Below are 20,732 nucleotides of genomic sequence, written 5' to 3'. Positions count from 1 at the left end.
AGTCGGCTAGTCGTCGGGTGGTCGCAGACGGCGTGTCGCTGTTTGTCGGAGCACTGAACCGTTCGGCTGACATACTTCGCGGATGACGGGATTCGATGCCAAGGCGAGCCTGCTTGACTACCTGCAGGGTGCCCGAGAGACGCTGCTGTGGAAGCTTGACGGGCTCGGCGAGTACGACATCCGCCGGCCGCTGACCCCGACGGGCACCAATCTTCTCGGCCTCGTCAAGCATCAGGCGGGCGGTGAGCTCATCTACTTCTGCGACCTCTTCGGCCGACCGCACGGCGAGCAACTGCCGTGGCTGGCGCGGGGCGCCGATCCGAACGCGGGCATGTGGGCGGCGCCAGAGGAGACAAGGGACTACATCACCGGCCTGTACCGGCGGGTATGGAAACACGCGGACGCCGCGATCGCGGAACTGCCGCTCGACGCCACGGCGGCGGTGCCGTGGTGGGGCGAAGGGACGGAGATGACGCTCGGCGCCATCCTGGTGCACATGACCGCGGAAACGCAGCGGCACGCCGGCCACGCCGACATCGTCCGCGAGCTGGTCGACGGGGCTGTCGGCCTGCTCGAAGGCAGCGACAACATGTCCTCGCACGACCCGGCCTGGTGGCGCGACTACCGGGACCAGGTCGAGCGCGCCGCACGCGCCGCGGCAGGCTAACCGCGGCCCTGGCGCCAGCGTGGCGAGCCTGTCGGTGCCGTAGCCGCTGATCAGCAGGCGCTCCTTCCCGGTGCCTGTCAGCCTGGCCGTCCAGTCGGTGAAGCCGCCGTCGCCGATCTCCGTGGTCACGCCGTCGGCGACCGCGTACACCTTGAAGCACAGGTGACGGTAGTACGCCTGCCTGCCGGCCTCGGCCGGCGCCGCCACGACGGCGACCTCGGTCCCGGCGAACTGTTCCCGTGCCGCGGCCGCGAGCCGCTCTCCCGCATCGGATAGCGGCGTCAGCGCCAGCGTGACGGCTGGCGAGCCGACGGCACGCAGGGCGCCGGTGGCGAAGCGCAGGTGCTCGGCGAGCGCGGCCGTCTCGAACCGCAGGCTGCCCTCGTCGCGCCCGGCGGTGACCATGGCGAACAGGCCGAAGTGGGCCGACATCCCCGGGGCGAAGCGCTGCGCGCGGACCACCCGCTGGATCGCGGCCAGCCGCACCAGCTCTCCGGGCGCACCCGCCTGCCGTGGCGCGTCCTGACGGCGTACGGCTGCCTCAAGCGCAAGCGCGTTGGTCGGGTCGGCCGCCACCTCGCAGGCCCGGATGGTGGTCACGACCTTGTGCTGGCTGAGCGGGGCGACCACCGAGTGCGCGCCGAGCGGCACAAGCGGCGCGAGCGTCACCAGCTCCGTGCCGTCGGGCAGGCAGCGCAGCAGCGTGTCCTCGGCCCGCCGGGCCGCCCGTGCGGGAATGTCCGACGGCCGGGTGAAGCGGTCGCGCCGGTAGCGGCGCAGCACGCTGGCCGGCGTCTCCGCCGCCGCCCGCCGCCGCGAGACGTCGAGCATCAGGCTGGTGAAGTCGCTGGCACTGAGCGCGGCCAGCCGCGCGACGACATCGGGGCCGCCGATCTCCCGGGTCACCCGGTCGAAGGCGCCCGCATCTTGGCTCATCCCCCGATCCTGCTCACGGCCGGCCGCGCCCGCCACTCAATTACCGGCCACCGGGGTCCGGCAAGGGGACTGGGACTACGACCATCGGGCAATTGCCGCTACGACCCGCGCGCCGACGCGCTTGCCGTATCAAACCAGACGAGCCCGGAGGTAGCCATGCAAAACCACCGACGTACCCGGCTTCTGCTGACCACCGCAGCGATCACCTTCACTCTCACCGCTCCGTGGGCTCATCTGCGGTCGAGCGCTTGATTCAGCCCGACCGCGGCGCTGATCAGGGCCAGGTGGGTGAATGCCTGGGGAAAGTTGCCCAGCGCCTCGCCCGAGCTGCCGATCTGCTCGGCGAACAGCCCCAGGTGGTTGCTGTAGGTCAGCATCTTCTCGAACACCCCGCGGGCCTCGTGGGTGCGCCCGGCCCGGGTTAGGGCCTCGACATACCAGAAGGTGCAGAGGCTGAATGTGCCCTCGCTGTCGGCGATGCCGTCGTGGCCGGTGAGGGCGTAGCGGTGGACCAAGCTATCGGCGACCAGCCCCTCACTGATCCGTTCCAGGGTGGCCAGGAACCGCGGATCGGTTGGGCCGGCGAACCTGACCAGCGGCATGATCAGCAGGGCGGCGTCGAGCAGCTGGCTACCGGGATACATCACGTAGCTGTTCAGGCCGGGGTCCCAGCACTGCTCCTGAACGAAGCGGTGGGCCTGGGCGGCCAGGTCGCGCCAGCGCTCTATGGGCGCGGGCAGCCCGCGGTCGTCGGCCAGGCGCCTGGCGCGGTCGTAGGCCAGCCAGGTCATCAGGGCGGAGTAGGTGAAGCGCTTGCGCGGGCCGCGGATCTCCCAGATACCCTCGTCGGCCTCGGTCCAGTGGCGGCTCAGCCAGTCGAGTCGGCTGGACAAGGCGCACCAGAGGTCATATGAGATTGGCACATCCCGGTTGTAGATATAGACCGAGTCCATGATCTCGCCGTACACATCGAGCTGCTGCTGCCCGACCGCGGCGTTTCCGATCCGCACCGGACGCGTGCCCCGGTAGCCCTCCAGGTGACCGAGAATCTCCTCGGGGATGTGGTCGCTGCCGTCGATGGTGTACATGATCGAAATGTCGCCTTCGGCGGTGGCCAGCTCGCAGCGCTGTTGCAGCCAGTCCATGAAACTGGCCGCCTCCTCCAGGAAGCCCAGCTGCATCAGCGAATACACGGTGAACGAGGCGTCCCGCAGCCAGGAGTAGCGGTAGTCCCAGTTGCGCGTGCTACCGAGCTCCTCCGGCAGGGACGTGGTCGGAGCCGCGATCAGGGCTCCGGTCGGGTGGTAGACAAGGAGCTTGAGCGCCAGCGCGGAGCGGTGCACGACCTCTCGCCAGCGGCCCGTGTACCGCGACTGGGCCAGCCAGTTGCGCCAGAAGTCCTGCGTCCGGGTGAACAGCTCGCGCGTCTCGCCCGCGAGCACCGGGTGGACAGTGCCGTTCCACTCCAGGTGAAAGTCGGCCGTCTCGCCCTCTTCCAGGGTGAACGAGGCGGCGACACCGTTGTCCTCGGCCTTGAGGCCGACGTTGGCCCGCAGCACGGCGCGGCCGAGGGGGGAGGTAAAGACGGCCCCCACGCCTTGGATAATTTCGGTGTCATGCGACATGCGGCCGTAGTCGAATGCGGGGTGGCAGGCGACCTCGAACCGCGTCCGGCCGCGGACCGCGCGGGCCTGGCGCACGAGGAGATCCCGGGCCTGGCCGGCGGTGTGAGTCTCCGGCACCATAAAGTCGATGACCTCGCCCACGGCTTCCTTGCCCTGGAACCGGGTGAGCAGGATGTTGGTGTCGTGGAGGTAGCGCTGCTTCGGCCGGGCGTAGTTGGTGCGGGCGTTCAGTGAGAAGTAGCCGCCCCGGCGTGAGTCGAGGATGGCGCCGAACAGGCTCGGGGCATCGAACCGGGCCGGGCAGAACCAGTCGATCGTGCCATCGGTGCCGACAAGGGCCACCGTGCGCAGGTCGCCGACGATGCCGTGCTCTTCGATCGGCAGATAGGCCCGCGATGAGCCGACGCGGCCGGCCCTTGCTCCGGCGTAGCTGTGCTCCATGTGATAGATGTTTCCGGAGTGGCGAGATTTCACCCTCCTACGGGCATTCACACCCCGGGACCGTGCTGCCCGGTACGAACACCGCGCGGGAAGGCCACGCCGCCGCTGCCTGGCATCAATAGTTGCTCGGCCGAGCACCACCAGCTCGTACGCCCATCGACCGGACCCGTCTCCATTGGCGCGTGATCGCGCGGGCAAGTGCTTCCCGCACGTCGATACGGAATGATTTTCAGCGCATGCACGCCTCCATCCCGGAGAGCGGCCCTGATCGCGTCACGGCTGGATCTGAGCATCCGTCTCTGCTCTGGTGGAGTGAGGCTGCTTGCGATGCGCGCGGGGTGGATCCGGGCGCGCCACAGGATTTCATCGGCTAGCAGGTTGCCAATGCCGGCGATCCGCCGCTGGTCCATGATCCGTGCCTTGATGGGTGCCGAGGTGCCCGCTAGCATCGTCAGGAACTGCTCCGGCGTAATCAGCTGAGCGTCAGGGCCTAGCTGGTCGACGGGTGGGTTGAGCCTGATACGGCCCAGGCGCCGCGGGTCGACCAGCATGAGCCGGCCGCCGTCTTCGAAGGTCACGGTGAATCGAGCCCAACGATAGTCCCCCGGCTCGCGGCGCCCCTCCCAGTAGTCGCCACCGTCGATCTCAGCTCCGTCGGCGTCAGCGATTACGACCTTGCCCGACATGCCGAGGTGAATGCCCAGCGTGACCGCCTCCGATGGAGGGCCGGTCTGGCACCACATGCTCTTTCCCCGGCGCATCGCGGAAGTGAGCTCTCTTCCCAGCAGCGCATGGCGAATTTCTCCCGGCGCATGCGGGCGGCACACATACGTATCGGAGTCATCGACGTCAGTGATGCATCGCCCGAGTCCGTTCCGCTCGATCACCGCCCGGGCGGATTCCACCTCTGGAAGCTCAGGCATGTAACTTCTCCTGTTGCGATAGCCGGGAGGGCTAGTGTGGCGATGCCGAGCCGCAAGGCTACCCATCAGCTGCGGCCGGCGATCGGGTAACGCCGCAGCATAACCCGAACCCGGCAGAGGCGATGCCGCACCGCTGATCCGAGGCGCTTCACGAGACGGGCAGGTGGTCGGCTATTTCCAGCCGGAGGTCGAGTTGACGACAGGGCGGAGCGCCGTTACCGCGTGCCCAGTCCGCGGGCGAGGAGGAGCTGCCGGGTGCGGGCTCCGGTCTTGGCGAGTGACGGTCAAAGGGTCGCGGCTTGGCGAGGACATCGCCGTGTCGATAGAGCCGAGCACCGCGGCGGACCGCCTGGACATCTACGCCAGGGCCTGCGGATGCGCCACAGGTCGAGCAGGCCCCAGCAGCCGTGCCGGTCGGCGAATACGACGATCGCGGTGTCGCTGACGCCGAGCTGGCTTTGCACGTCGCGCCAGACCAGTGACCGGTCGGGATGCCCGTGCGTCTCGCGCATCAGCGAGGTGGCCGTGACTCCCGCCTCAAGCACGCGGTCCCAGCGGCAGTACGGAGTGAGGTACCGGGAGCGGATCAGCTCGGGCAGCCGTGGCCAGGAAAGGCCGGGCACGTCAGCCAGCGGCGAGGTGCCGACGCGCGATACCGGGTCAGTGAGCGGGAAGTTGTACCCGCCGAACGGGACGGCCCCGCGCACCAGCGCGACGAGTTCCTCGCGGAGCGCCTTGGCCGGCAGCGGCCGACGGCACACGGCCGCCGCCCGGTCGGCCAGTTCGTGTGAGGCCGCCATCAGCTCAGCATAGGGCGGCAAAGATCCCCCGGATCTGGGATAGGACGGCGCGTGTCATCGGCGCAGTCTGGTCTTACACCGATCCGAGGAGGAAACATGACCACCGTCCACATCGAGAACACGGTCGAGGACTTCGACACCTGGAAGGCGAACTTCGATAAGTACGAGCGGTTCCGGGCCGAGCAAGGGGTGCAGTCCTACCGGGTGAGCCGCAGCGTCACCGAGCCGAACGAGGTCCTCATCGCCCTGGAGTTCCGTGACGAGACGGCCGCGCGGGCGTTCTTGCCGAAGCTCGGTCAGATCATGAACAGCCCGCAAGCCCAGGCGCAGTTGGTGCGGCATTCGGTCCCGCGGCTGTACGCCGTCGTGACCGAGCGCGTCCCGTCGGCGGCCGGCTGATCTCAGGCGAGGGGCAGGCCAGGAGCCGGGCGCGGATAACCCTCATCGAGGGCACGCGCCCGGCCACGAGCTCATCGGCGGATATCCGGCCTGTGCGCTTCGCGCAGACCGTGCGGTCCCCGGGTTATCAGTAGAAGACGATGTAGAAGCCGAGCTTGGCGCCGGGGGTGTTGGTCCCCGGGGTAACCAGGCCGGTGAAGACCTCGGCCTGCGCGGAGGTCAGTCCGCAGAGCTTCGGCTGCGCCGGCATCATGAGCGTTGCCTGCGGGAGCTGGCCATTGAAGAGCCCGTTGTAGTCGAGCGTGACCGCGCCGTTGTGCGGGGTGAAGCCGAGGCCACGGAAGCAGGTGAAGCCGACGCGGTTCGACACCACGTTGGACGCCTTGACGTTGTAGGAGCGGGATGCGTCGAACGCACCGCCCGGCAGGATGTGCGCGTACCCAAGGGCGGTGCCCGGGCCGCCCTTCGCCAGGACGGTCGTCGCCTTCTGGCCGGTGCCGCACGTGCCTGTCTTCGAGGTCAGCCTGAGCTGGCCGCTCGCGGTCACGCAGGCCTTGCCAGTGACGGGCGCGGAACTCACGGCGGTCGCCGCCACGGCCGCGCCCGCGGATGCGAGCATCGCCGCAATAACCCCGGCGGCGATCAGGACTTTCTTTTTCATTTCAACTGCCTCCCCTGTCTTAGTGGAACTCCGCGGCGATTATGCGCCGCTTCCGTTTGAGCAGGCGGAGAAATGTTTGATGTGTGAGAAACTGTGCCAATTAGGTGTTCAGCGGACCAACCGGACGCCAATCCGTTGACCGCCTCATGCCGCGCTGGCCGTGGTACGGCAGCCGCCCGCGGCCTGCGGTTAGTCGCCGCTCGACTCGGATTCGCCCGTAAGGCCGTGCTCGATGGCGTACCGCACCAACTCGACCCGGTTGTGCAGCTGGAGCTTGCCCAGCGTGTTCTGCACGTGGTTCTGCACGGTGCGGTGGGACAGGACGAGCCGGGTGGCGATCTGCTTGTAGGACATGCCAGTGGCGACCATCCGGAGGATCTCGGTCTCCCGCTCGGACAACTGCGGTACGCCCTTGCCGACGCCGGCCGGCACTTCTGACAGCCGCCGGAACTCACCGAGCACGAGCGCGGCGAGCCCGGGGGTGAACACCGCGTCGCCGCTCGCCGTGCGCCGCACCGCGTCAAGGAACTCCTGGCGCGCCGCTGACTTCAGCAGGTAGCCGACCGCGCCGGCTTTCACCGCGTCGAGCACATCCTGCTGTTCGCCGCTCGCCGACAGGACAAGCACGTGCGCGGCTGGGTAAACCGCCTGCAGACCGCGGGTCACCTCGACGCCTGACATGTCGGGCAGCTGCAGGTCGAGCACCACCACGTCCGGCCGGGCCGCACCCGCGATGCGCAGCGCCTGCGTGCCGTCGGCCGCCGTGGCGACGACGTCGTACCCGGCCTCCGTGAGATCTCTGGCGACCGCGTCGCGCCACATTGGGTGGTCGTCCACCACCATGACTCGGATAGGAACGCTCACGTCCGCACCCTAGCTGTTGCCTGTGCCGCCGCCACCGGGCGGCCCGACGCCCGCGGCAGGCAGAGCTCCACCGTGGTGCCCTCGCCGACCGCTGAGCTGATGACGGCCGAACCACCGAGGTCGCGCAGCCGTCCGCGAATCGAATGGCTGATCCCGAGTCGCCCGGCCGCCGCCGCCTCGGCCAGCCGGCCGTCGGGGATTCCCGGGCCGTCGTCGCGGATCGTCACCCGGACCAGGTCTGGCTCGTCTTCGATCAGCACCCACGCGCGGGTCTGCTCACCGCAATGCCGCCGCACGTTATCGAGCGCCGCCTGCACCGCGGCGGTCAGCTCGGCGGCCGCCGCGCCGCCAAGCAGCACCGGCGGTGCGGGTACCGAAATCGTCACGCGATCAGTCTGCGCGGGCAGGACCAGTTGGCACAGATCCACGTCGCCGCTCGCCTGGTCGCCGTCCCAGGTTCCGCCCACCAGCGCCCGCAGCGCGGCTTCCTGCTGGCCGGCCAGCCGGCCGAGTTCTGCCGCCGCGCCACCCGCTTCCGCGCCGCGCCGCTGCACGAGAGCCAGCACCTGCAGCACCGAGTCGTGGATGTCGCGGGCAAGGCGCTCCCGCTCCCTGCTGGCCGCTTCGACCTCGGTGGCGCGCTGGCGCTGTGCCGCTAGCTCGGCGCTCAGCCTGGCCAGGTGGCCGACGCTCCATCCGGAGAGCACAAGCAGCACCGCCCCGTTGAGTGCGGTGCTGAGCGCCGCGTGACGCAGCAGCGCGAAATCGCAGCCGGCCACGATCAGTCCCACGATCGTGCCTGCCCGCCTGCCGTACCTGATGGCCCAGGCCAGGACCGGACCCGCCATCCAGGTCGCGGTCACCGGCAGCGCCCCGTGCACGGTGGCGACGGGATACTGCAGCAGCATTGTGCTCATCATGATGGCGACGGTGACCGCGAGGTCGGCGCCAAGCAGCAGCGGCGTGCGACGCGCGGGCCGCGCGTAGGCGATGGTGGTGACGACCGTCCACGCCGCCATCACCGCGATGACCACCCAGGCCCAGGCCGGCTGACTGTATTCGGATCGGTCGATAAACGCGAGCCGCAGGGCGGCATAACCGACGCTCACGAACCGGAAGACGGCCAGCGCCCGCCATAGTGGCTCGGAGAATGAGCGCTTGGCAGCCGCGGAGGCGGCGGTCACCGTCACAATCACCAAGCTACATTGAATTGCCTTAGCGGTCATTGAGCGGCGAGAGGTGTGAACCCGCTGCCGAGTCGCGCAGCCGGCAGAGCCGGGCTAGCGCGAATTCGCAGATCAGCGCGTGCTCGTACACCGTGGCCGGGACGTCGACGTTGCTGTCGACGCGCACCGGGGGCAGGGTCGCCCGCCAGCGGAAAAACGCGTCATCGCCGGTGAGGGCGGCAAGCACGGTCAGCAGTGAGGTGTCCAGCCGCAGCGAGTGCACGGCCCGCCGGTACTCCGCCGGGGTCAGGCAGAAGGCGAACGGGATATTCATCAGGCACAACGCGGTCTGGATATCCAGGTTAAGCAGACGGCGGGTGCCGGGCTCGGGATCTATCTCCGGGACCTCGAGCATGCTGAAATCGAGGTCGTCGCGCGGCCGGGCAGGCCCGCGGGCGCTGCCGAGGGCGGACAGCACCCGGTACACGTTGAGGTCGTGCTCGATCACCGCGCGGTCGCCGAGATCGGCCAGCGTGACCGGGCGCAGCCCGACCGCCGCGGCGCCGGGCAGGCGCGCGTTCCGCGCGCAGAAGTTCAGCAGGTTCGTCTCCACGACGAAATGCCTGATCAGCAGGGAAACGGCAGCCGGGGAGACAAACCGGCGCAGGAACCACAGGCACAGCCGGTCCATCGTGGCGTGCGCGGCGAACCGGACCGGGCAGAGCCGCTTGCCGACGACGATGAGCGTGACGGCCACCCGGGACGCCACCCTGATCCACGGGTAGAGCAGGGCGCGGCTGGGGCGCCGCTGGTCGCTGATCACCAGGCGCAGGGTGGCCGGGTCCATCGGGATCGCGGGATCGGCGGTCATGACCGGCCACAGGGAAAGCGCGGCTAGCTCAGACATGATCGAGCTCCTCCAGTTGCAGTGCGTAGAGCCGCGCCGTCACCCGCGCGGTCTTCACGATCCTGTTCATCGCGGCATCGTCGAAAAGCCCGGAGCGGAGCGCGGCGGTGAGCAGCCCGAAGTGCTCGCTGTCGCCTTCCGCGTGGTATCTCAGGAAGCTGAGCTGGTCGTCGCGCAGGCCAAGGCTCGCGGCAAGACAGTTCGCCCAGCCGGCCGCGTTCCGCACGCCGAGACCTTCGATGATGAACATCGCGCCGAGCAGGTCGACGGGATCGGGCTGCCCGGCCCGGTGGAAGACGAACGCGGACAGCGCCGATGAGCCGACATTCGCGCTCGTCGTGCCCGTCAGCCCCTGGTCGCCGCCGACTGCCGCGTAGTCGCGTTCGAGCAGCTGGTAGTCGCGGTGCTCATCGGCGGCGTGGCTGATGGCGGCGCTGCGCAGCCAGAACAGCTCGACAGAGAAGTTCGCGGCGGCAAGCGAGATCCACCGGCCGCCGTCGACGACCTGCTGGCGCAGGTTGAGCAGCAGCCTGCGGTAGTCCTCAAGCGTCGCCGAGCCGTCCTCGATCCGCCGCACGACCGGCACCCTGGCCAGGGTCCGCTGTAGCTCCGCCCACACCTCGGCCAGTTCGCGGAACACCCGGGTAACACCCCGTGAGTCGCCGGGCGACGGCTCGCCGAGCGGTGATGACGCCAGCTCCGCCTGGCTCGGCCCGCCGTCGGGGCCAACGCAGGTCAGCTGGGCGAAGGCCATGGTGAAGCGGCCCGACTCCGGAACGATCAGCAGCACCCGGTCACCGGGGTTCATGCGGTCGCGCGCCGCGTCGAGCATGACGAAGATGCTCGCCGCCCCGGTGTTGCCCGCCGTGTGCAGGTTGGTGAACCAGCGCTTGTCCTCGGGGGCGTATCCGGCATCGCGCAGCCGGTCGAGCAGCGTCGCGCGGAAATGCTCCGCGCTGTAGTGACACAGGATGTGCTCGGTGTCCGGGTCGATCCGCCCCGCCTTGACGAGCGCCTCGAACTCGGCGACCCCCATGTCGACCAGGGCGGGCAGCGCCGACATGTCCTGGCGCAGCCTGGGACGGGTGAACTCCGCGCTTGCTGTGCCGTCCCGCGAGTCGAGCCAGGTGCCGCCCGCCGCCGGCGTGAGCTCCTCGCCAAGCCCCGCGCTCATGCACACGGGGTGGCTGTGCGCGTGGGAGACCAGGTGCATCCAGTCCACCCGCAGGCTGAGGCCATCGGGCCGTGGCCGCGATTCAAGCACGACCGCCCCCGCGCCGTCGGACAGCGTCCAGCGCAGGAAGCTGGTGTCCGGCGTTTCCGCCGCGCCGGCGCCGAACGAACGGCTCACCAGCTCGGAGCCGACCGCCACCGCCACCGGGTGTTCGCCAAGCCGCACGGCGGACACGGCAGCCTTGAGCGCTGCCATGCCCGAGGCGCACACCCCGGCGGCCGACAGCAGCTCCATCGGGCCGCCGCCCAGCCGGCCGTGCACCATCGACGCGAACCCCGGAACGAGCAGGTCGCCCTGGGTGGTGCCGGTGGCAAGCATGGACACCTGCTGTGGGCGAAGGCCCCGGTCCGCCAGCGCCCGCCTGGCGGCCTCCGCCGCCAGCTCTTCGTTGAGCATCAGCGTCATGCCGGTCTCGTCCACGGCGTAGTGCCGCGTCTTGATACCGTTCGCCGCCAGCGTCCGCCTGCGCAACGCGGCGGACCGCCGGGTGTCCGCACCGAACCGGGCGGCGAGCTGTTCGTTGTCGACCGGATCGCCGGGCAGGAAAGCGGCGGTAGCGGTGATGTAGGCGTCGTTCATGACATTCATTCAGTCATGCGGCTAACCGGCCGGGCATGGGCTGACCTACTCAACTAACCCACGTGATTGGCACTAGGTACCGGTACTCAGCGCGGCGGGCTGGCATAGGCGCAATGCCGCTTAGGGCGTCCCGTTGTTTGGCTGCAGTTCTCATCGGGTGCCATTAATATCTTCATGACGGCTGACGAGTACAATGACGTCTACCACATCCTTCAGACCGAAGCCCCCGCTTTCTGCACCGCTCTTGAGATTGAAGTGATCGGTCTGAAGGTCGGTGCCGTCCATACACAACTTGACCTCAGCATCGGCGAACCAACGGGTGAAGGGTACCAAGACCAAAGCCTGGAAGCCTTTGCGGTTCGGGCCCAGAAACACCTTGCCGAGAGTCGGGAGAGCTGAACCGGACGACATTCGGGCTAGTACAGCGCCCAGTATTAGAGTTCGCGGACGACGATGTCCAGCGCCACCGGGGCATCCGGGCGGGTACCCGCAGGCCCCGGCTCGACCAGGTAGCCAAGCGAGCGCACCAGCCAGGCGAACTCGTCCGGCTTGGCTGGCTGCTCACCGGATTCCAGTAGCGTCCGGGTGAGCCGCCCCTTCGTCGCCTTGTTGAAGTGCGAGACCACGGAACGGCTGACCACGCCGCCGGACTCCCGCTCGTGGAGCACTCGGACGGTGACAGCATTGCCTCCGGGCACCCACAGGCCCGCGTACGCGCCCGACCGCAGGTCCACGACCAGCTGATCGCCGGCATGCGCGGCCAGCGGGGCGCGCAGTGCCTTGCGCCAGGCCGCTGACACCGAGCCAAGTGCGGGCAGCTTCACCCCGGCCGAGCAACGATAGTGCGGGATCCGGTCACCAGGCCGGAGCACTCCCCACAGGCCAGAGAAGATCAGCAGCTGATCCGTCACGACGCCCCTGCGGTGCAGGGCGGGCAGCTCGAGTGCGTCGTAGAGCACGCCGGTATACACCTCGGCCGCCAGGCCGGCGGGCGCCGAGAGCAGTTCCCGGTTGTGGGCCAGCTCACCAGCCTGGCTCTCGCTCAGGCCCAGTGCGTCAAGCGCGGCTGGCGCCCGGCCACGGGCCAGGCGGGCCAGTGCCTTAATCAGCCTGGTCCGCACGGGCGCGAGTTCGGGCAGCGCCAGCGAAGCGAGTTCGACAGGGGGCGACGCAACCGGGACTGCCTTGGTCTCCGATGGCGGGATGAGGATAAGCATCGTGGGGCAGTTCCGTGATAGGCCGATGAGATCGCGGCCCACCCTAGCGGGAAACCGCCGGCCAGCCGAACCGGCGCCATTAGCGGCCGGTCGAGCCGGCCGCCGGGCTTCCGTCAGGCGACCACGGCCCGCTGCCTGCCGGGAGACGTGCCCGGCGGCGGCATCGGCGACCGCGGCGACCGCCTGGTCGACGTCGTCCATGCTGTTGTAGAAGGCGAAGCTGAGGCGGCAGCTGGCGGGCGGCGTCAGGCCGCGCGTGGTGGGCGAGGGTGGCGCAGTGACAGCCGGCCCGGGATTCGACGCCCGCCTGGTTCAGCGCCTCGGCCACGCTCACCGGGTCGCGGCCGGCCAGGTGAACGCGACGAGCGCCGTCCGCCTCGCGGGGTCGCGCGGCCCGTAGACGGTGATCCCGCCGATGGCCTCGAGGCCGTCGAGGGCCCGTGCGGTGAGCCGGGTGTTCCACGCCTTCACCCGGTCCATCGCGGCGCGCACGGCGCGCCGGTCGACCGCCTTGGTCCATGCGTAGTAAACGGGATCGCGCGGGGACAGGGCGAGGTCGACAAGCAGGCGCAGACGCCTCGCGCATGTAGTCGAGACGTTCGGACTCGGGCCAGTCCGCCATGCTGATCCGCGTGCTCATCCACCATCACCCGGGCACGCCAGGTAAGGCCGGCGGTGCCTGCTCGGTCATCTTCGCCATGCGAGCATCGTACGCGCGTCTTAACGAGTTGCAAAGATTGTAACGGACTGGCCGGCGGAAGAATGATGCGACCTCAAGCCCACGGCCAAGGCCTGACCTGTCGGCTTAAAGGCCGGTGGAGCCGTCGATGACCTCGCGGATGAGGTCGGCGTGCCCGTTGTGCCGTGCGTATTCCTCCACTAGGTGCTGCCACATCCAGCGCACCGAGATCGTCTTCTCCCCGAGGGTGAACGTCTCATCCAGCTCCGCGCCCTCGAGCGCGGCGTCGACGGCACGGCACTCGGCCAGGTAGCGCTCGAAGTCCTCCTCGGCGGCGGCCGGGTCGGCTTCCGCGAAGTCCGCGTCCGGAGCATCGGCCCGGTAGTACAGGTCGGGCGCCTGCTCCGCCCGGTAGGTCTGCCTGACCCACCCCCGCTCGGTGTCGCTCATGTGCCGGACCAGTCCGAGCAGCGAGAGGTTCGACGGCGGCACGGCCCGCGTGGCCAGCTGTGCGGCGTCCAGTCCCGCGCATTTGCGCAGCAGCGTCGCCCGGTGCCAGTCGAGCCAGTCGCGGAGCATTTCCAGTTCGGGTTCGTTGCGGCGCTCCGGATAATGCTCTGAGCGCTCGATGTCAGGTGCAGTCCAGGCCATAACGGCACCCTATGCCGGGGGTTGACTGGGTCGCGAGCGAATTGCGGCCCCCCGGCTACACGTGCGAGCCGGATCGAGCCGTCATATAACAGGTGAGAGGCGGCCGGAGGAAGCCGCGGAACAAGGGAGTCATGGGATGACGGCGTACCTGATCTCGTTCGGCGCCCACGCCATGGACCACATCCCCGAGGAGGACCTGCCTGCCGTGGCCAAGGCCGCGCACGCGGTCTGCCAGGAGGCCATCAACGCCGGCGTGTACCTACTCGCCGGCGGACTGGAAGACCAGCGGGCGAGCATCGTGGCCACCGACGGGACGGTCACCGACGGCCCCTATCCGGAGGCCATCGGCGGAGTCACGGTCGTCGAGGTGCCCTCACGCGAGGAGGCGCTGGCATGGGCTGCCAAGATCGCCGTCGCCTGCCGCTGCCCGCAAGAGGTCCGGGCGCTCGGGCCCGACCCTGAGCTCGACGCGATGCTCCGCCAGGCGGGCAGCCGACGCTGACCGCTACCCGTGCTGGCCGAACGGTCCCACGGCGTGATCCATCACGGTGAAGGTGAATCCGGTGCTCGTGGGACGGCGCAGCGGAATGTCGCACTTGATCCGGCGCAGCACCTCGCTCCTGCTGAGGCCGAGCCCGCGCGCGATGAGCCGTTCTGGGCGCACCGGAACCGGATCCTCGAAGACGACCCGGACCTGGACCGGCCACGCCACGCCAGGCGATGCCGGCGGAGTGTCCAGCTGCCAGGCGTCCGTCCAGTCCAGGGTGAAGCGGTTGCGCCGGGCGAGCAGCGGATCAAGCAGCGTGGACGCCACCAGTTCCGGATCGTTGACGTGGTAGCCGTGGAGTTCGGCCGGATCGAAGGAGCCGACCGGCGCTCGTTCATGCACGGTGAGGTTGCTCGTCCGATCGCACGATACGCAGCGGACAAGCAGCCACACGTCAAGCAGCTTGCCGTTAGCGTTGACGCGAAACCTCCCCGCGCCCGCGGTGGCCGACTCCGACCGGCAGCCCGCGCACCGCATTGTCAGCAGCGGCAGCCTGGTCCGGCGAACGACCCAGGGCAGCACGGTATGAGGTTGTGAAGACATGATCTCTCTAGACCTGACACGAGGCCGAGTACGCGCGCGGCCTCACACGCTGCAGGACCGGGCGCGCGACGGCAGCCCGGCAGAACCGACGGGAGCGTCGGCGACCAGCGAACGGAAGAAGGTGTCAGATCTACAGAGCAGGCGTGGTCATGCGGTTTTGTCCTTTGTCCTCACAGCGACTGTCCTCACAGCGACACGCTGCGGGCAACCGTACGGGAACGCCGAAGGAAGGCTCAACCGATTTTCCTGCCGAGGCTCAGGTCAGTGCGTTCTCCAGCAGTGCCCGGTGCCGGACCATCCAGGCAGCCGACCGTGCGCGCCAGGCGATGGCCCACAGCGCGTCGCAATCACCGGCCTCCGGCGTAACGCCGGCCTGAGCCGCCTCGGCGGCGCTGTCCCGGATGGCGTACTCGATCATCGCCGTGACCAGGCCCCGCCGGCCGGCGGCCGTCAGCCGGTAGCCATCGGCGAAACGGCGTAGCTGCGCGGCCCTGGCGCGCGCGTCCGGCAATGCCTGGCGCTCGGCGATGTCGTCGTCGTGCAGTTGCGCGTTCAGCCAGCCCGTGGCCGCGATCTCCGCCAGCGGATCAGCCGGGCCCGCCGTCACCCAGTCGATGAACGCGACGGGCAGCCCGTCCCTGGCCACGATGTTCCACGGCCCGGTGTCGCGGTGGCTGAGGATCGCGTCCGGCGCGTCGCTGGCGAACGGCCAGGGATAGCAGGCCGCATTCGGCGGCGACACGAAACTGGCCGTCGCCTCGTGCAGGCCGCGCAGCAGGCAGCCGACCTGGAAGACACCCTCATCGCTCCATGCGTGCGGGTGGACGGACTCACCGGGGGTGTACGTCACGACGTCCTCGCCGTCGGCGCTGACCGCGCGCGGACTGCCGCTGAATCCGGCCCGCTCCAGATGATCAAGCAGGGCGTGCACGGCCACCGTCCACGGGCCGGCCGGGCGGCGGACGACGGCACCGTCGACCACGACAGGGCCAGGCTGCTGATCCTTCACCCCCACCAGTCTGCCGCAGCGACTTCCCGCGCCATAACGGATAACGCGCTGGTGTACGGTCGTCGCATGGAGGCAGGCGAGCTTGCGCACCTGCGCAGGGCACGGGACCTGCTCGACCGCGAGTACGCGCGGCCGCTTGACGTCCCGACGATGGCGCGCGCCGCGCTGATGTCGCCGTCGCTGTTCGCCCGCCGGTTCCGCGAGGCGTACGGCGACACGCCGTACGGCTACCTGCAGGCCAGGCGGGTGGAACGGGCGATGGCGCTGCTGCGCCACGGCCACCTGTCGGTGACGGACGTCTGCATGGCGGTGGGATTCACCTCGCTCGGCTCGTTCAGCTCCACGTTCGCCCGCCTTGTCGGCGAGCCGCCATCCGCCTACAAGGCGCGTGACCACTCGCGGCTCGTGCCTGTCCCGCCGTGCATGACGCGCGCCTGGGCGCGCCCGGGATGGATCGCCCAGCCATGCAGGATCGGCGAAGAGGTCCTCACCGGCCCTCAGTGAGCTAGCGTTGGATCCGCCGTCAGCAGCGCATCCTTCAGCAGCGCGGCCAGCACATCGAGCTGCACCTCGGCCGACGAGGAAACCTCCTCGTCCGATCCGTCAAGCGCCCGGGCGGCAAGCCCGGCCTTGCTGTCGATCAGCTCGGCGATCCGGGTGTCGATGGTCTGCGCGGCGATGATGCGCCACGCGGTGACCGGCTCGGATTGGCCGATGCGGTGGCTGCGGTCGATGGCCTGGGTCTGCTCCGCGTTGGTCCAGGACAGCTCGGCCAGCACGATGTTCGATGCGACCTGCAGGTTCAGGCCCACGCCCGCCGCGGTCAGCGAGCACACCGCGACCGCGACGTCCGGGTCGTTCACGAAGGCGTCGACACTCGCCTGCCGCCCCGCCGTCGTCTGGCCGCCGCGGATCGAGGAGAAGCGCACACCCTGGCGGGTGAAGGACTCTTCTGCCGCGTCCATCACGTCCAGGTGCTTGGCGAAGAAGACGACCTTGCCGGCGCTGCGGGCCAGCTGCGCCGCGTAGTCCGCGGCCAGTTCCGCCTTCGCCTGGCCGATGCGCCGCATCATGGTGAACACGTTTTCGCCGGACTGCGCGGCCGTCGCGTCCTTCAGCTCGGCCCGGGCCACCCGGCGGACCAGCTCGTGGTCGATGCCATCGGCGGGCACGTCACTGGTCCGGTTCGCGAGCGCTGTTTCATACCTGGCCACCATCCGGGCGGCGAGGTCCCGCTCGGCCGCCCGGATCGACCGGCCGGCCCGCCCGTCCAGCTCGACGGGGAGGTCGGCGATGCGCCGGGCGGGAATGTCGGCCGCCACGTCGACCTTGCGCCTTCGAACGACGCCGAGGTCGATCACGCACTGGCGCGCCGCGGCGTGGAAGCCCCGGTCGGCGGGGGTCAGGCCAGTGTCCTCAAGCGCGTCTGCCAGCTCGCCGAGTGGCTCGCTGTCATCGATCCAGCCAAGGAACTGCCAGATCGCCAGAAAGTCCTCGATGTCGTTGATCAGCGGGGTGCCGGTCAGCGCCATCAGCAGGGGCCGCACCGTCCGACGCCGGATGCGGTCGGAGAGCGCCAGAACGTGCTGGGAGCGCTGGGAGGTCTTGTTCTTGATGAAATGAGCCTCGTCTACCACCATGCCGCGGAAGCCGAAATCACCCAGCCACCCACGGTGGCGGTCGAGGATCTCGTAGTTGAGTACGACGATGTCGGCGAAGCCGTCGACAGTCTCGCCGTCGCTGTGCACCACGGTGACGGGGCGGTGCGGCGTCCAGCGGGCCGCCTCACGTGCCCAGTTGGTCTTGACGACGTTCGGCACGACCGCGAGCAGCGGGTAGGCGTTCGCCGCTTCCGCGGCGAGCAGCGCCTGGGCCGTCTTGCCCAGACCGGGCTCGTCGGCGAGCAGGAACGTCCGGTGACCGGCAGCGGCCGCGGCGACCAGCTGCCCTTGATGCGGCATCAATTCCAGGCCCGCCGGGGTAAACCGCGCCGTCGGCGAGGGGAGAGCCATGCACGCGGGCGCTCCGGCGCCGGCCCGCTCGAAGGAATTCAACAGCGGGCCGAGAACTTCCCAGTTGGCCAGGCGGCGCGGACGGGAGGCGCGCTGCGGCACGGCGGAGAAGTCGGGGGCGAGGAAGGGATTGGCCAGCTTCCTGGAGATCACCGACTGCGGCACGATCCGCGACTCCGGTGCGGCGGGAGCGGTCGCGGGCTCCGGCTGCGCGACCTCCTGCGGCGCCGGCTCGATGCCGAGGTCCTGCTCCATCTGCCTCTTGAGCGACCGGGCAGCGTCGGAGATGGTGGCGTCCTCGGCGAGCAGCGCGAGCAGCCCAGCGTCACCGACGGCGGTCGCCGCGAGGATGGCTGCGATGCCTTCCAGGCGTTTGAGCTGCTCACTCCGATGAGAGTTACTCCCAGGCGCCGTCCGGACACGGGCACGCTCGTCCCGCAGCAGCATCGCGACGGCCTGGAACTTCGCACGCACGGCAGGCGTCACCCGGCCGCGCCTGGCGGCCGCCTCGACCTCCCGCACGGTCCTGGAAAGCACTGATACGACGTCGTCGCGGCGGCGGACGCGCTGCTGCCGGTGCGGGACGGTACGGCGAGCGCCCTTCTGGCGCTGGCCTGCTTGAGCCACAAACTCCTCCTCTGGCTGCCTGGCTCGTTGAGCTCGGCAGCATGCCGCGCAGCCCCGCTGAAGCCGCGGGGTACGGCCCAGGCAGCGGGCCTGTTGCTTCGGGTGCCTGGCCGGCTTGCGGATCTCCGAGGATCGACGCAGCTGGCCACGGCAAGCATTTCACGCCGACCCGAAGCCGCCGGCGGATGGGCTGGTGATCACGACACCGGGAAAGTCGTCTGACGTCCCGTGCTGATCTCAACCGCCTTCACACTATCAACAACGGCAAGGGCGGGGAATTCCCGGCCCTGCCCCGCGTCACCGCGCAGCCATGCAGGATCGGAGAAGCGTCACCGGCCGACCCTGCGTAGGGTCACATCCATGGCACTCTCCATTACGCACACGCCCGTGTACTGCACCGACCTGGACGAGGCGCTCGCCTTTTACACGCAGCGGCTCGGCTTCGAGGTCCACGACGACGTCCCGATGGGGCCAGAGATGCGCTGGCTCACCATCCGCGCTCCCGGCAGCGATCACGACCTGCTGCTCGCCGCGGTCGACCACCACATCCCGCCGGCCGACAGGCAGGCGATGCGCGAGCTTGTCGCCAAGGGAGACTTGGCAGTCTTCATCCAGGTCGACGACCTGGACAAGACCTTCGAGTCGCTGCGCGCCGCCGGGGCGGAGATTCTCCAGGAGCCGATCGACCAGGTCTATGGCGTCCGCGACGCCGCCGTCCGCGACCCGAGCGGCAACCACCTGCGGCTCAGTCAGCCGCTCGGCTGACGCTCGGGAATCTTCCTACCAGGCCGCCTGCCCGCGCCGTCACGCGATGACGGCGCGGCAGGCACAGCTCAGGCAGGCACAGCTCAGTGGCTGCCCCACAGCGCCTGATGCCACCATCGCCGGGACAGCAGCATCCCCCACTGGAACTGCCGCGGGTGCTTTCCGTTCCAGCCGTGGATGCACCGGTACTCATCGAGAATGCAGTCACCGGAGCAGCCGTCGCCTGCGCAGTGCCGGCAGTGCGCGGGCCGCCTGGCCTCGGCCATGTGCATCTCCACCGGGGATCGGGTACTGTCTCCCCCTCCGCCCGCATGATAACGCCGAACGGTTGTCAGTCTCCGCACGCCAGGTCCCACATCACGCCGGCCAGCCGGTCGTAGTCGCCCGCGGTGTTGTACGGCGCCGCCGCGATGCGCAGGTAGCCGGCCCCGCCGAAGTGGACAGGCGCGACCTCGATCCGCTGCCGTGACAACGCCTCATACAACGAGTCTGTCTGGTCAGGTGAAACCACGAACCCGTTCGGTAGCGGAACAAGGCGCATGGCCGGCGCGGGGCGCGCGGGCAGCCGCTCCAGCGAGACGCCGAGCGCCTCGGCGACCGTCCGCTGGCCGTCGGCCGCCATGGCGGCGAGCCGGGCGACGCCTGTCCAGCCGCCGGCCGACTTCCAGTACGCCAGGCCGTCGGCGGCCGCCAGCCAGCCGGCGTAGTCCCAGGTGCCCGGGTAGTCGAAGGCCGCCGCGTACCCGTCCTCCAGCTGCCAGCTGAGCACGGTGGGCGCCACCTCGGCGCCTGGCTTGCTCCACAAGATGGCGCTGCCGCGTGGCGTGTAGGCCCACTTGTGCAGGTTGCCGATCCAGTAGTCGGCGCCGAGCGCCGCGATGTCATCGTCCAGCTGGCCCGGCCCGTGCGCCGCGTCGACGAACACCAGTGCCCCGCTGTCAGACAGCGCCGCGGTCACCGCCGCGACCGGGATGACGGTGGCGGTCGGCGAGGTGATCCTGTCGACCACGACCAGCCGGGTGCGCGGCGAGCAGGCCGCCGCGTACGCCGCCACGATCTCGTCGTCCGCGGCGCCCACCGCAAAGGCAGCCTCGACAACCCGGGCACCCGACCGCGCCGCGTGATGACCGAGCGCCTTGCGGACCGCGCCGTAGCCATGGGTGCCGATCACCAGCTCGTCGCCGGGGCGCAGCGCGAGCGAGCCGAGCACGGCGGACACTCCCTCGGACACGTTGCGGACCCACGCCGCGCGCGCCGGGTCGATGCCGAGGAATCCGGCCGCGTGCTTGCGGGCCTCCGCGATCAGCCCGGGTAGCTCGACGCGGTTGAAGCGGTGCGGATTGCGCTCGGCGCGCTCACGCCAGGCGGCGGCTGCCCGGCGCACTGCGACCGGCGCGACACCGAACGCGCCGTGGTTGAGGTGGACGACGTCGGGGTCGAGTCCGAAGGCCTCGATGAGGAGGGAGTCCATGAACGACAT

General features: G+C 69.6%; 24 protein-coding genes. 8 read left to right on the top strand and 16 right to left on the bottom strand.

Features of this window, described 5'->3' with window-relative positions; translation table 11 throughout:
• Positions 1–82: 82 nt before the first annotated feature.
• From EAS64_RS10140 to EAS64_RS10130, 3 genes are all read left to right on the top strand, one after another.
• Positions 83–667 carry a DinB family protein gene (locus EAS64_RS10140; protein ID WP_145852685.1) on the top strand — a complete coding sequence of 195 codons (585 nt, stop codon included), beginning with the start codon at positions 83–85 and terminating at the stop codon, positions 665–667.
• Between the two features lie 328 nt (positions 668–995).
• Positions 996–1,193 carry a hypothetical protein gene (locus tag EAS64_RS10135; protein ID WP_145852684.1) on the top strand — a complete coding sequence of 66 codons (198 nt, stop codon included), beginning with the start codon at positions 996–998 and terminating at the stop codon, positions 1,191–1,193.
• Between the two features lie 63 nt (positions 1,194–1,256).
• Positions 1,257–1,439 (top strand): hypothetical protein, encoded by a 183-nt coding sequence (locus tag EAS64_RS10130; RefSeq protein ID WP_145852683.1) that lies wholly within the window; start codon positions 1,257–1,259, stop codon positions 1,437–1,439.
• Between the two features lie 394 nt (positions 1,440–1,833).
• On the opposite strand, the gene EAS64_RS10125 is transcribed toward EAS64_RS10130, so the two are convergent.
• The 3 genes from EAS64_RS10125 to EAS64_RS10115 all read right to left on the bottom strand — a co-directional run bounded on the left by EAS64_RS10125 (position 1,834) and on the right by EAS64_RS10115 (position 5,392).
• On the bottom strand, positions 1,834–3,669 hold the full coding sequence (locus tag EAS64_RS10125) for a glycoside hydrolase family 15 protein (protein ID WP_145852682.1): 1,836 nt from the start codon (positions 3,667–3,669) through the stop codon (positions 1,834–1,836).
• Positions 3,670–3,716: 47 nt separating this feature from the next.
• Positions 3,717–4,592: an Fpg/Nei family DNA glycosylase gene (locus EAS64_RS10120; RefSeq protein ID WP_145852681.1), complete on the bottom strand. Its 876-nt coding sequence runs from the start codon at positions 4,590–4,592 to the stop codon at positions 3,717–3,719.
• 284 nt (positions 4,593–4,876) lie between these two features.
• Positions 4,877–5,392 (bottom strand): hypothetical protein, encoded by a 516-nt coding sequence (locus tag EAS64_RS10115; RefSeq protein ID WP_145852680.1) that lies wholly within the window; start codon positions 5,390–5,392, stop codon positions 4,877–4,879.
• A gap of 96 nt (positions 5,393–5,488) precedes the next feature.
• Between EAS64_RS10115 and EAS64_RS10110 the strand changes: the two genes are divergently transcribed.
• Entirely contained in the window at positions 5,489–5,791 is a 303-nt protein-coding gene (locus EAS64_RS10110) for an antibiotic biosynthesis monooxygenase (protein ID WP_145852679.1), read from the top strand.
• 127 nt (positions 5,792–5,918) lie between these two features.
• On the opposite strand, the gene EAS64_RS10105 is transcribed toward EAS64_RS10110, so the two are convergent.
• The 5 genes from EAS64_RS10105 to EAS64_RS10085 all read right to left on the bottom strand — a co-directional run bounded on the left by EAS64_RS10105 (position 5,919) and on the right by EAS64_RS10085 (position 11,202).
• On the bottom strand, positions 5,919–6,452 hold the full coding sequence (locus tag EAS64_RS10105) for a hypothetical protein (RefSeq protein ID WP_145852678.1): 534 nt from the start codon (positions 6,450–6,452) through the stop codon (positions 5,919–5,921).
• A gap of 189 nt (positions 6,453–6,641) precedes the next feature.
• Positions 6,642–7,295 (bottom strand): response regulator, encoded by a 654-nt coding sequence (locus tag EAS64_RS10100; RefSeq protein WP_145853485.1) that lies wholly within the window; start codon positions 7,293–7,295, stop codon positions 6,642–6,644.
• A gap of 17 nt (positions 7,296–7,312) precedes the next feature.
• Positions 7,313–8,506 (bottom strand): MacS family sensor histidine kinase, encoded by a 1,194-nt coding sequence (gene macS / locus EAS64_RS10095; protein WP_246115615.1) that lies wholly within the window; start codon positions 8,504–8,506, stop codon positions 7,313–7,315.
• A gap of 25 nt (positions 8,507–8,531) precedes the next feature.
• The gene (locus EAS64_RS10090; RefSeq protein ID WP_145852676.1) at positions 8,532–9,389 is read right to left on the bottom strand and encodes a DUF6999 family protein; all 858 of its coding nucleotides are present in this window, start codon (positions 9,387–9,389) and stop codon (positions 8,532–8,534) included.
• A complete protein-coding gene (locus tag EAS64_RS10085; protein ID WP_145852675.1) occupies positions 9,382–11,202 on the bottom strand; it encodes a thiolase family protein in 1,821 nt (606 codons plus the stop codon). The genes EAS64_RS10090 and EAS64_RS10085 overlap by 8 nt, the downstream gene beginning before the upstream one ends.
• Before the next feature lie 174 nt (positions 11,203–11,376).
• Between EAS64_RS10085 and EAS64_RS10080 the strand changes: the two genes are divergently transcribed.
• Positions 11,377–11,601 (top strand): hypothetical protein, encoded by a 225-nt coding sequence (locus EAS64_RS10080; protein ID WP_145852674.1) that lies wholly within the window; start codon positions 11,377–11,379, stop codon positions 11,599–11,601.
• Between the two features lie 35 nt (positions 11,602–11,636).
• On the opposite strand, the gene EAS64_RS10075 is transcribed toward EAS64_RS10080, so the two are convergent.
• From EAS64_RS10075 to EAS64_RS10070, 3 genes are all read right to left on the bottom strand, one after another.
• Entirely contained in the window at positions 11,637–12,620 is a 984-nt protein-coding gene (locus tag EAS64_RS10075) for a YaaA family protein (protein ID WP_246115614.1), read from the bottom strand.
• Positions 12,621–12,749: 129 nt separating this feature from the next.
• The gene (locus tag EAS64_RS43445; protein ID WP_187365818.1) at positions 12,750–12,911 is read right to left on the bottom strand and encodes a hypothetical protein; all 162 of its coding nucleotides are present in this window, start codon (positions 12,909–12,911) and stop codon (positions 12,750–12,752) included.
• Positions 12,912–13,224: 313 nt separating this feature from the next.
• Positions 13,225–13,749 (bottom strand): DinB family protein, encoded by a 525-nt coding sequence (locus EAS64_RS10070; protein ID WP_145852672.1) that lies wholly within the window; start codon positions 13,747–13,749, stop codon positions 13,225–13,227.
• 136 nt (positions 13,750–13,885) lie between these two features.
• On the opposite strand from EAS64_RS10070, the gene EAS64_RS10065 reads away from it, so the two are divergent.
• Complete coding sequence (locus EAS64_RS10065) at positions 13,886–14,251, top strand: YciI family protein (RefSeq protein WP_145852671.1); 366 nt, start codon at positions 13,886–13,888, stop codon at positions 14,249–14,251.
• 3 nt (positions 14,252–14,254) lie between these two features.
• Here EAS64_RS10065 and EAS64_RS10060 read toward each other — a convergent pair whose 3' ends face one another.
• Positions 14,255–14,839, bottom strand: coding sequence for a DUF1062 domain-containing protein (locus EAS64_RS10060; protein WP_145852670.1), 585 nt, complete (start codon positions 14,837–14,839; stop codon positions 14,255–14,257).
• Between the two features lie 256 nt (positions 14,840–15,095).
• On the bottom strand, positions 15,096–15,848 hold the full coding sequence (locus EAS64_RS10055) for a phosphotransferase (protein WP_222849174.1): 753 nt from the start codon (positions 15,846–15,848) through the stop codon (positions 15,096–15,098).
• Positions 15,849–15,914: 66 nt separating this feature from the next.
• Between EAS64_RS10055 and EAS64_RS10050 the strand changes: the two genes are divergently transcribed.
• Complete coding sequence (locus EAS64_RS10050) at positions 15,915–16,352, top strand: helix-turn-helix transcriptional regulator (protein WP_145852669.1); 438 nt, start codon at positions 15,915–15,917, stop codon at positions 16,350–16,352.
• On the opposite strand, the gene EAS64_RS10045 is transcribed toward EAS64_RS10050, so the two are convergent.
• On the bottom strand, positions 16,346–18,487 hold the full coding sequence (locus EAS64_RS10045; protein ID WP_145852668.1) for a DEAD/DEAH box helicase: 2,142 nt from the start codon (positions 18,485–18,487) through the stop codon (positions 16,346–16,348). The two genes, EAS64_RS10050 and EAS64_RS10045, sit on opposite strands and share 7 nt — an antisense overlap.
• Before the next feature lie 360 nt (positions 18,488–18,847).
• On the opposite strand from EAS64_RS10045, the gene EAS64_RS10040 reads away from it, so the two are divergent.
• Positions 18,848–19,252 carry a VOC family protein gene (locus tag EAS64_RS10040; protein ID WP_145852667.1) on the top strand — a complete coding sequence of 135 codons (405 nt, stop codon included), beginning with the start codon at positions 18,848–18,850 and terminating at the stop codon, positions 19,250–19,252.
• Between the two features lie 83 nt (positions 19,253–19,335).
• On the opposite strand, the gene EAS64_RS10035 is transcribed toward EAS64_RS10040, so the two are convergent.
• Positions 19,336–19,530, bottom strand: coding sequence for a hypothetical protein (locus EAS64_RS10035; RefSeq protein ID WP_145852666.1), 195 nt, complete (start codon positions 19,528–19,530; stop codon positions 19,336–19,338).
• Between the two features lie 53 nt (positions 19,531–19,583).
• A complete protein-coding gene (locus EAS64_RS10030) occupies positions 19,584–20,723 on the bottom strand; it encodes an aminotransferase class V-fold PLP-dependent enzyme (RefSeq protein WP_187365817.1) in 1,140 nt (379 codons plus the stop codon).
• Positions 20,724–20,732 lie beyond the last annotated feature (9 nt).

It is taken from the genome of Trebonia kvetii (assembly GCF_007827045.1).
In the GTDB taxonomy this organism is placed as follows: Bacteria; Actinomycetota; Actinomycetes; order Streptosporangiales; family Streptosporangiaceae; genus Trebonia; species Trebonia kvetii.
This window is presented reverse-complemented; position numbering and strand designations above follow the sequence as displayed.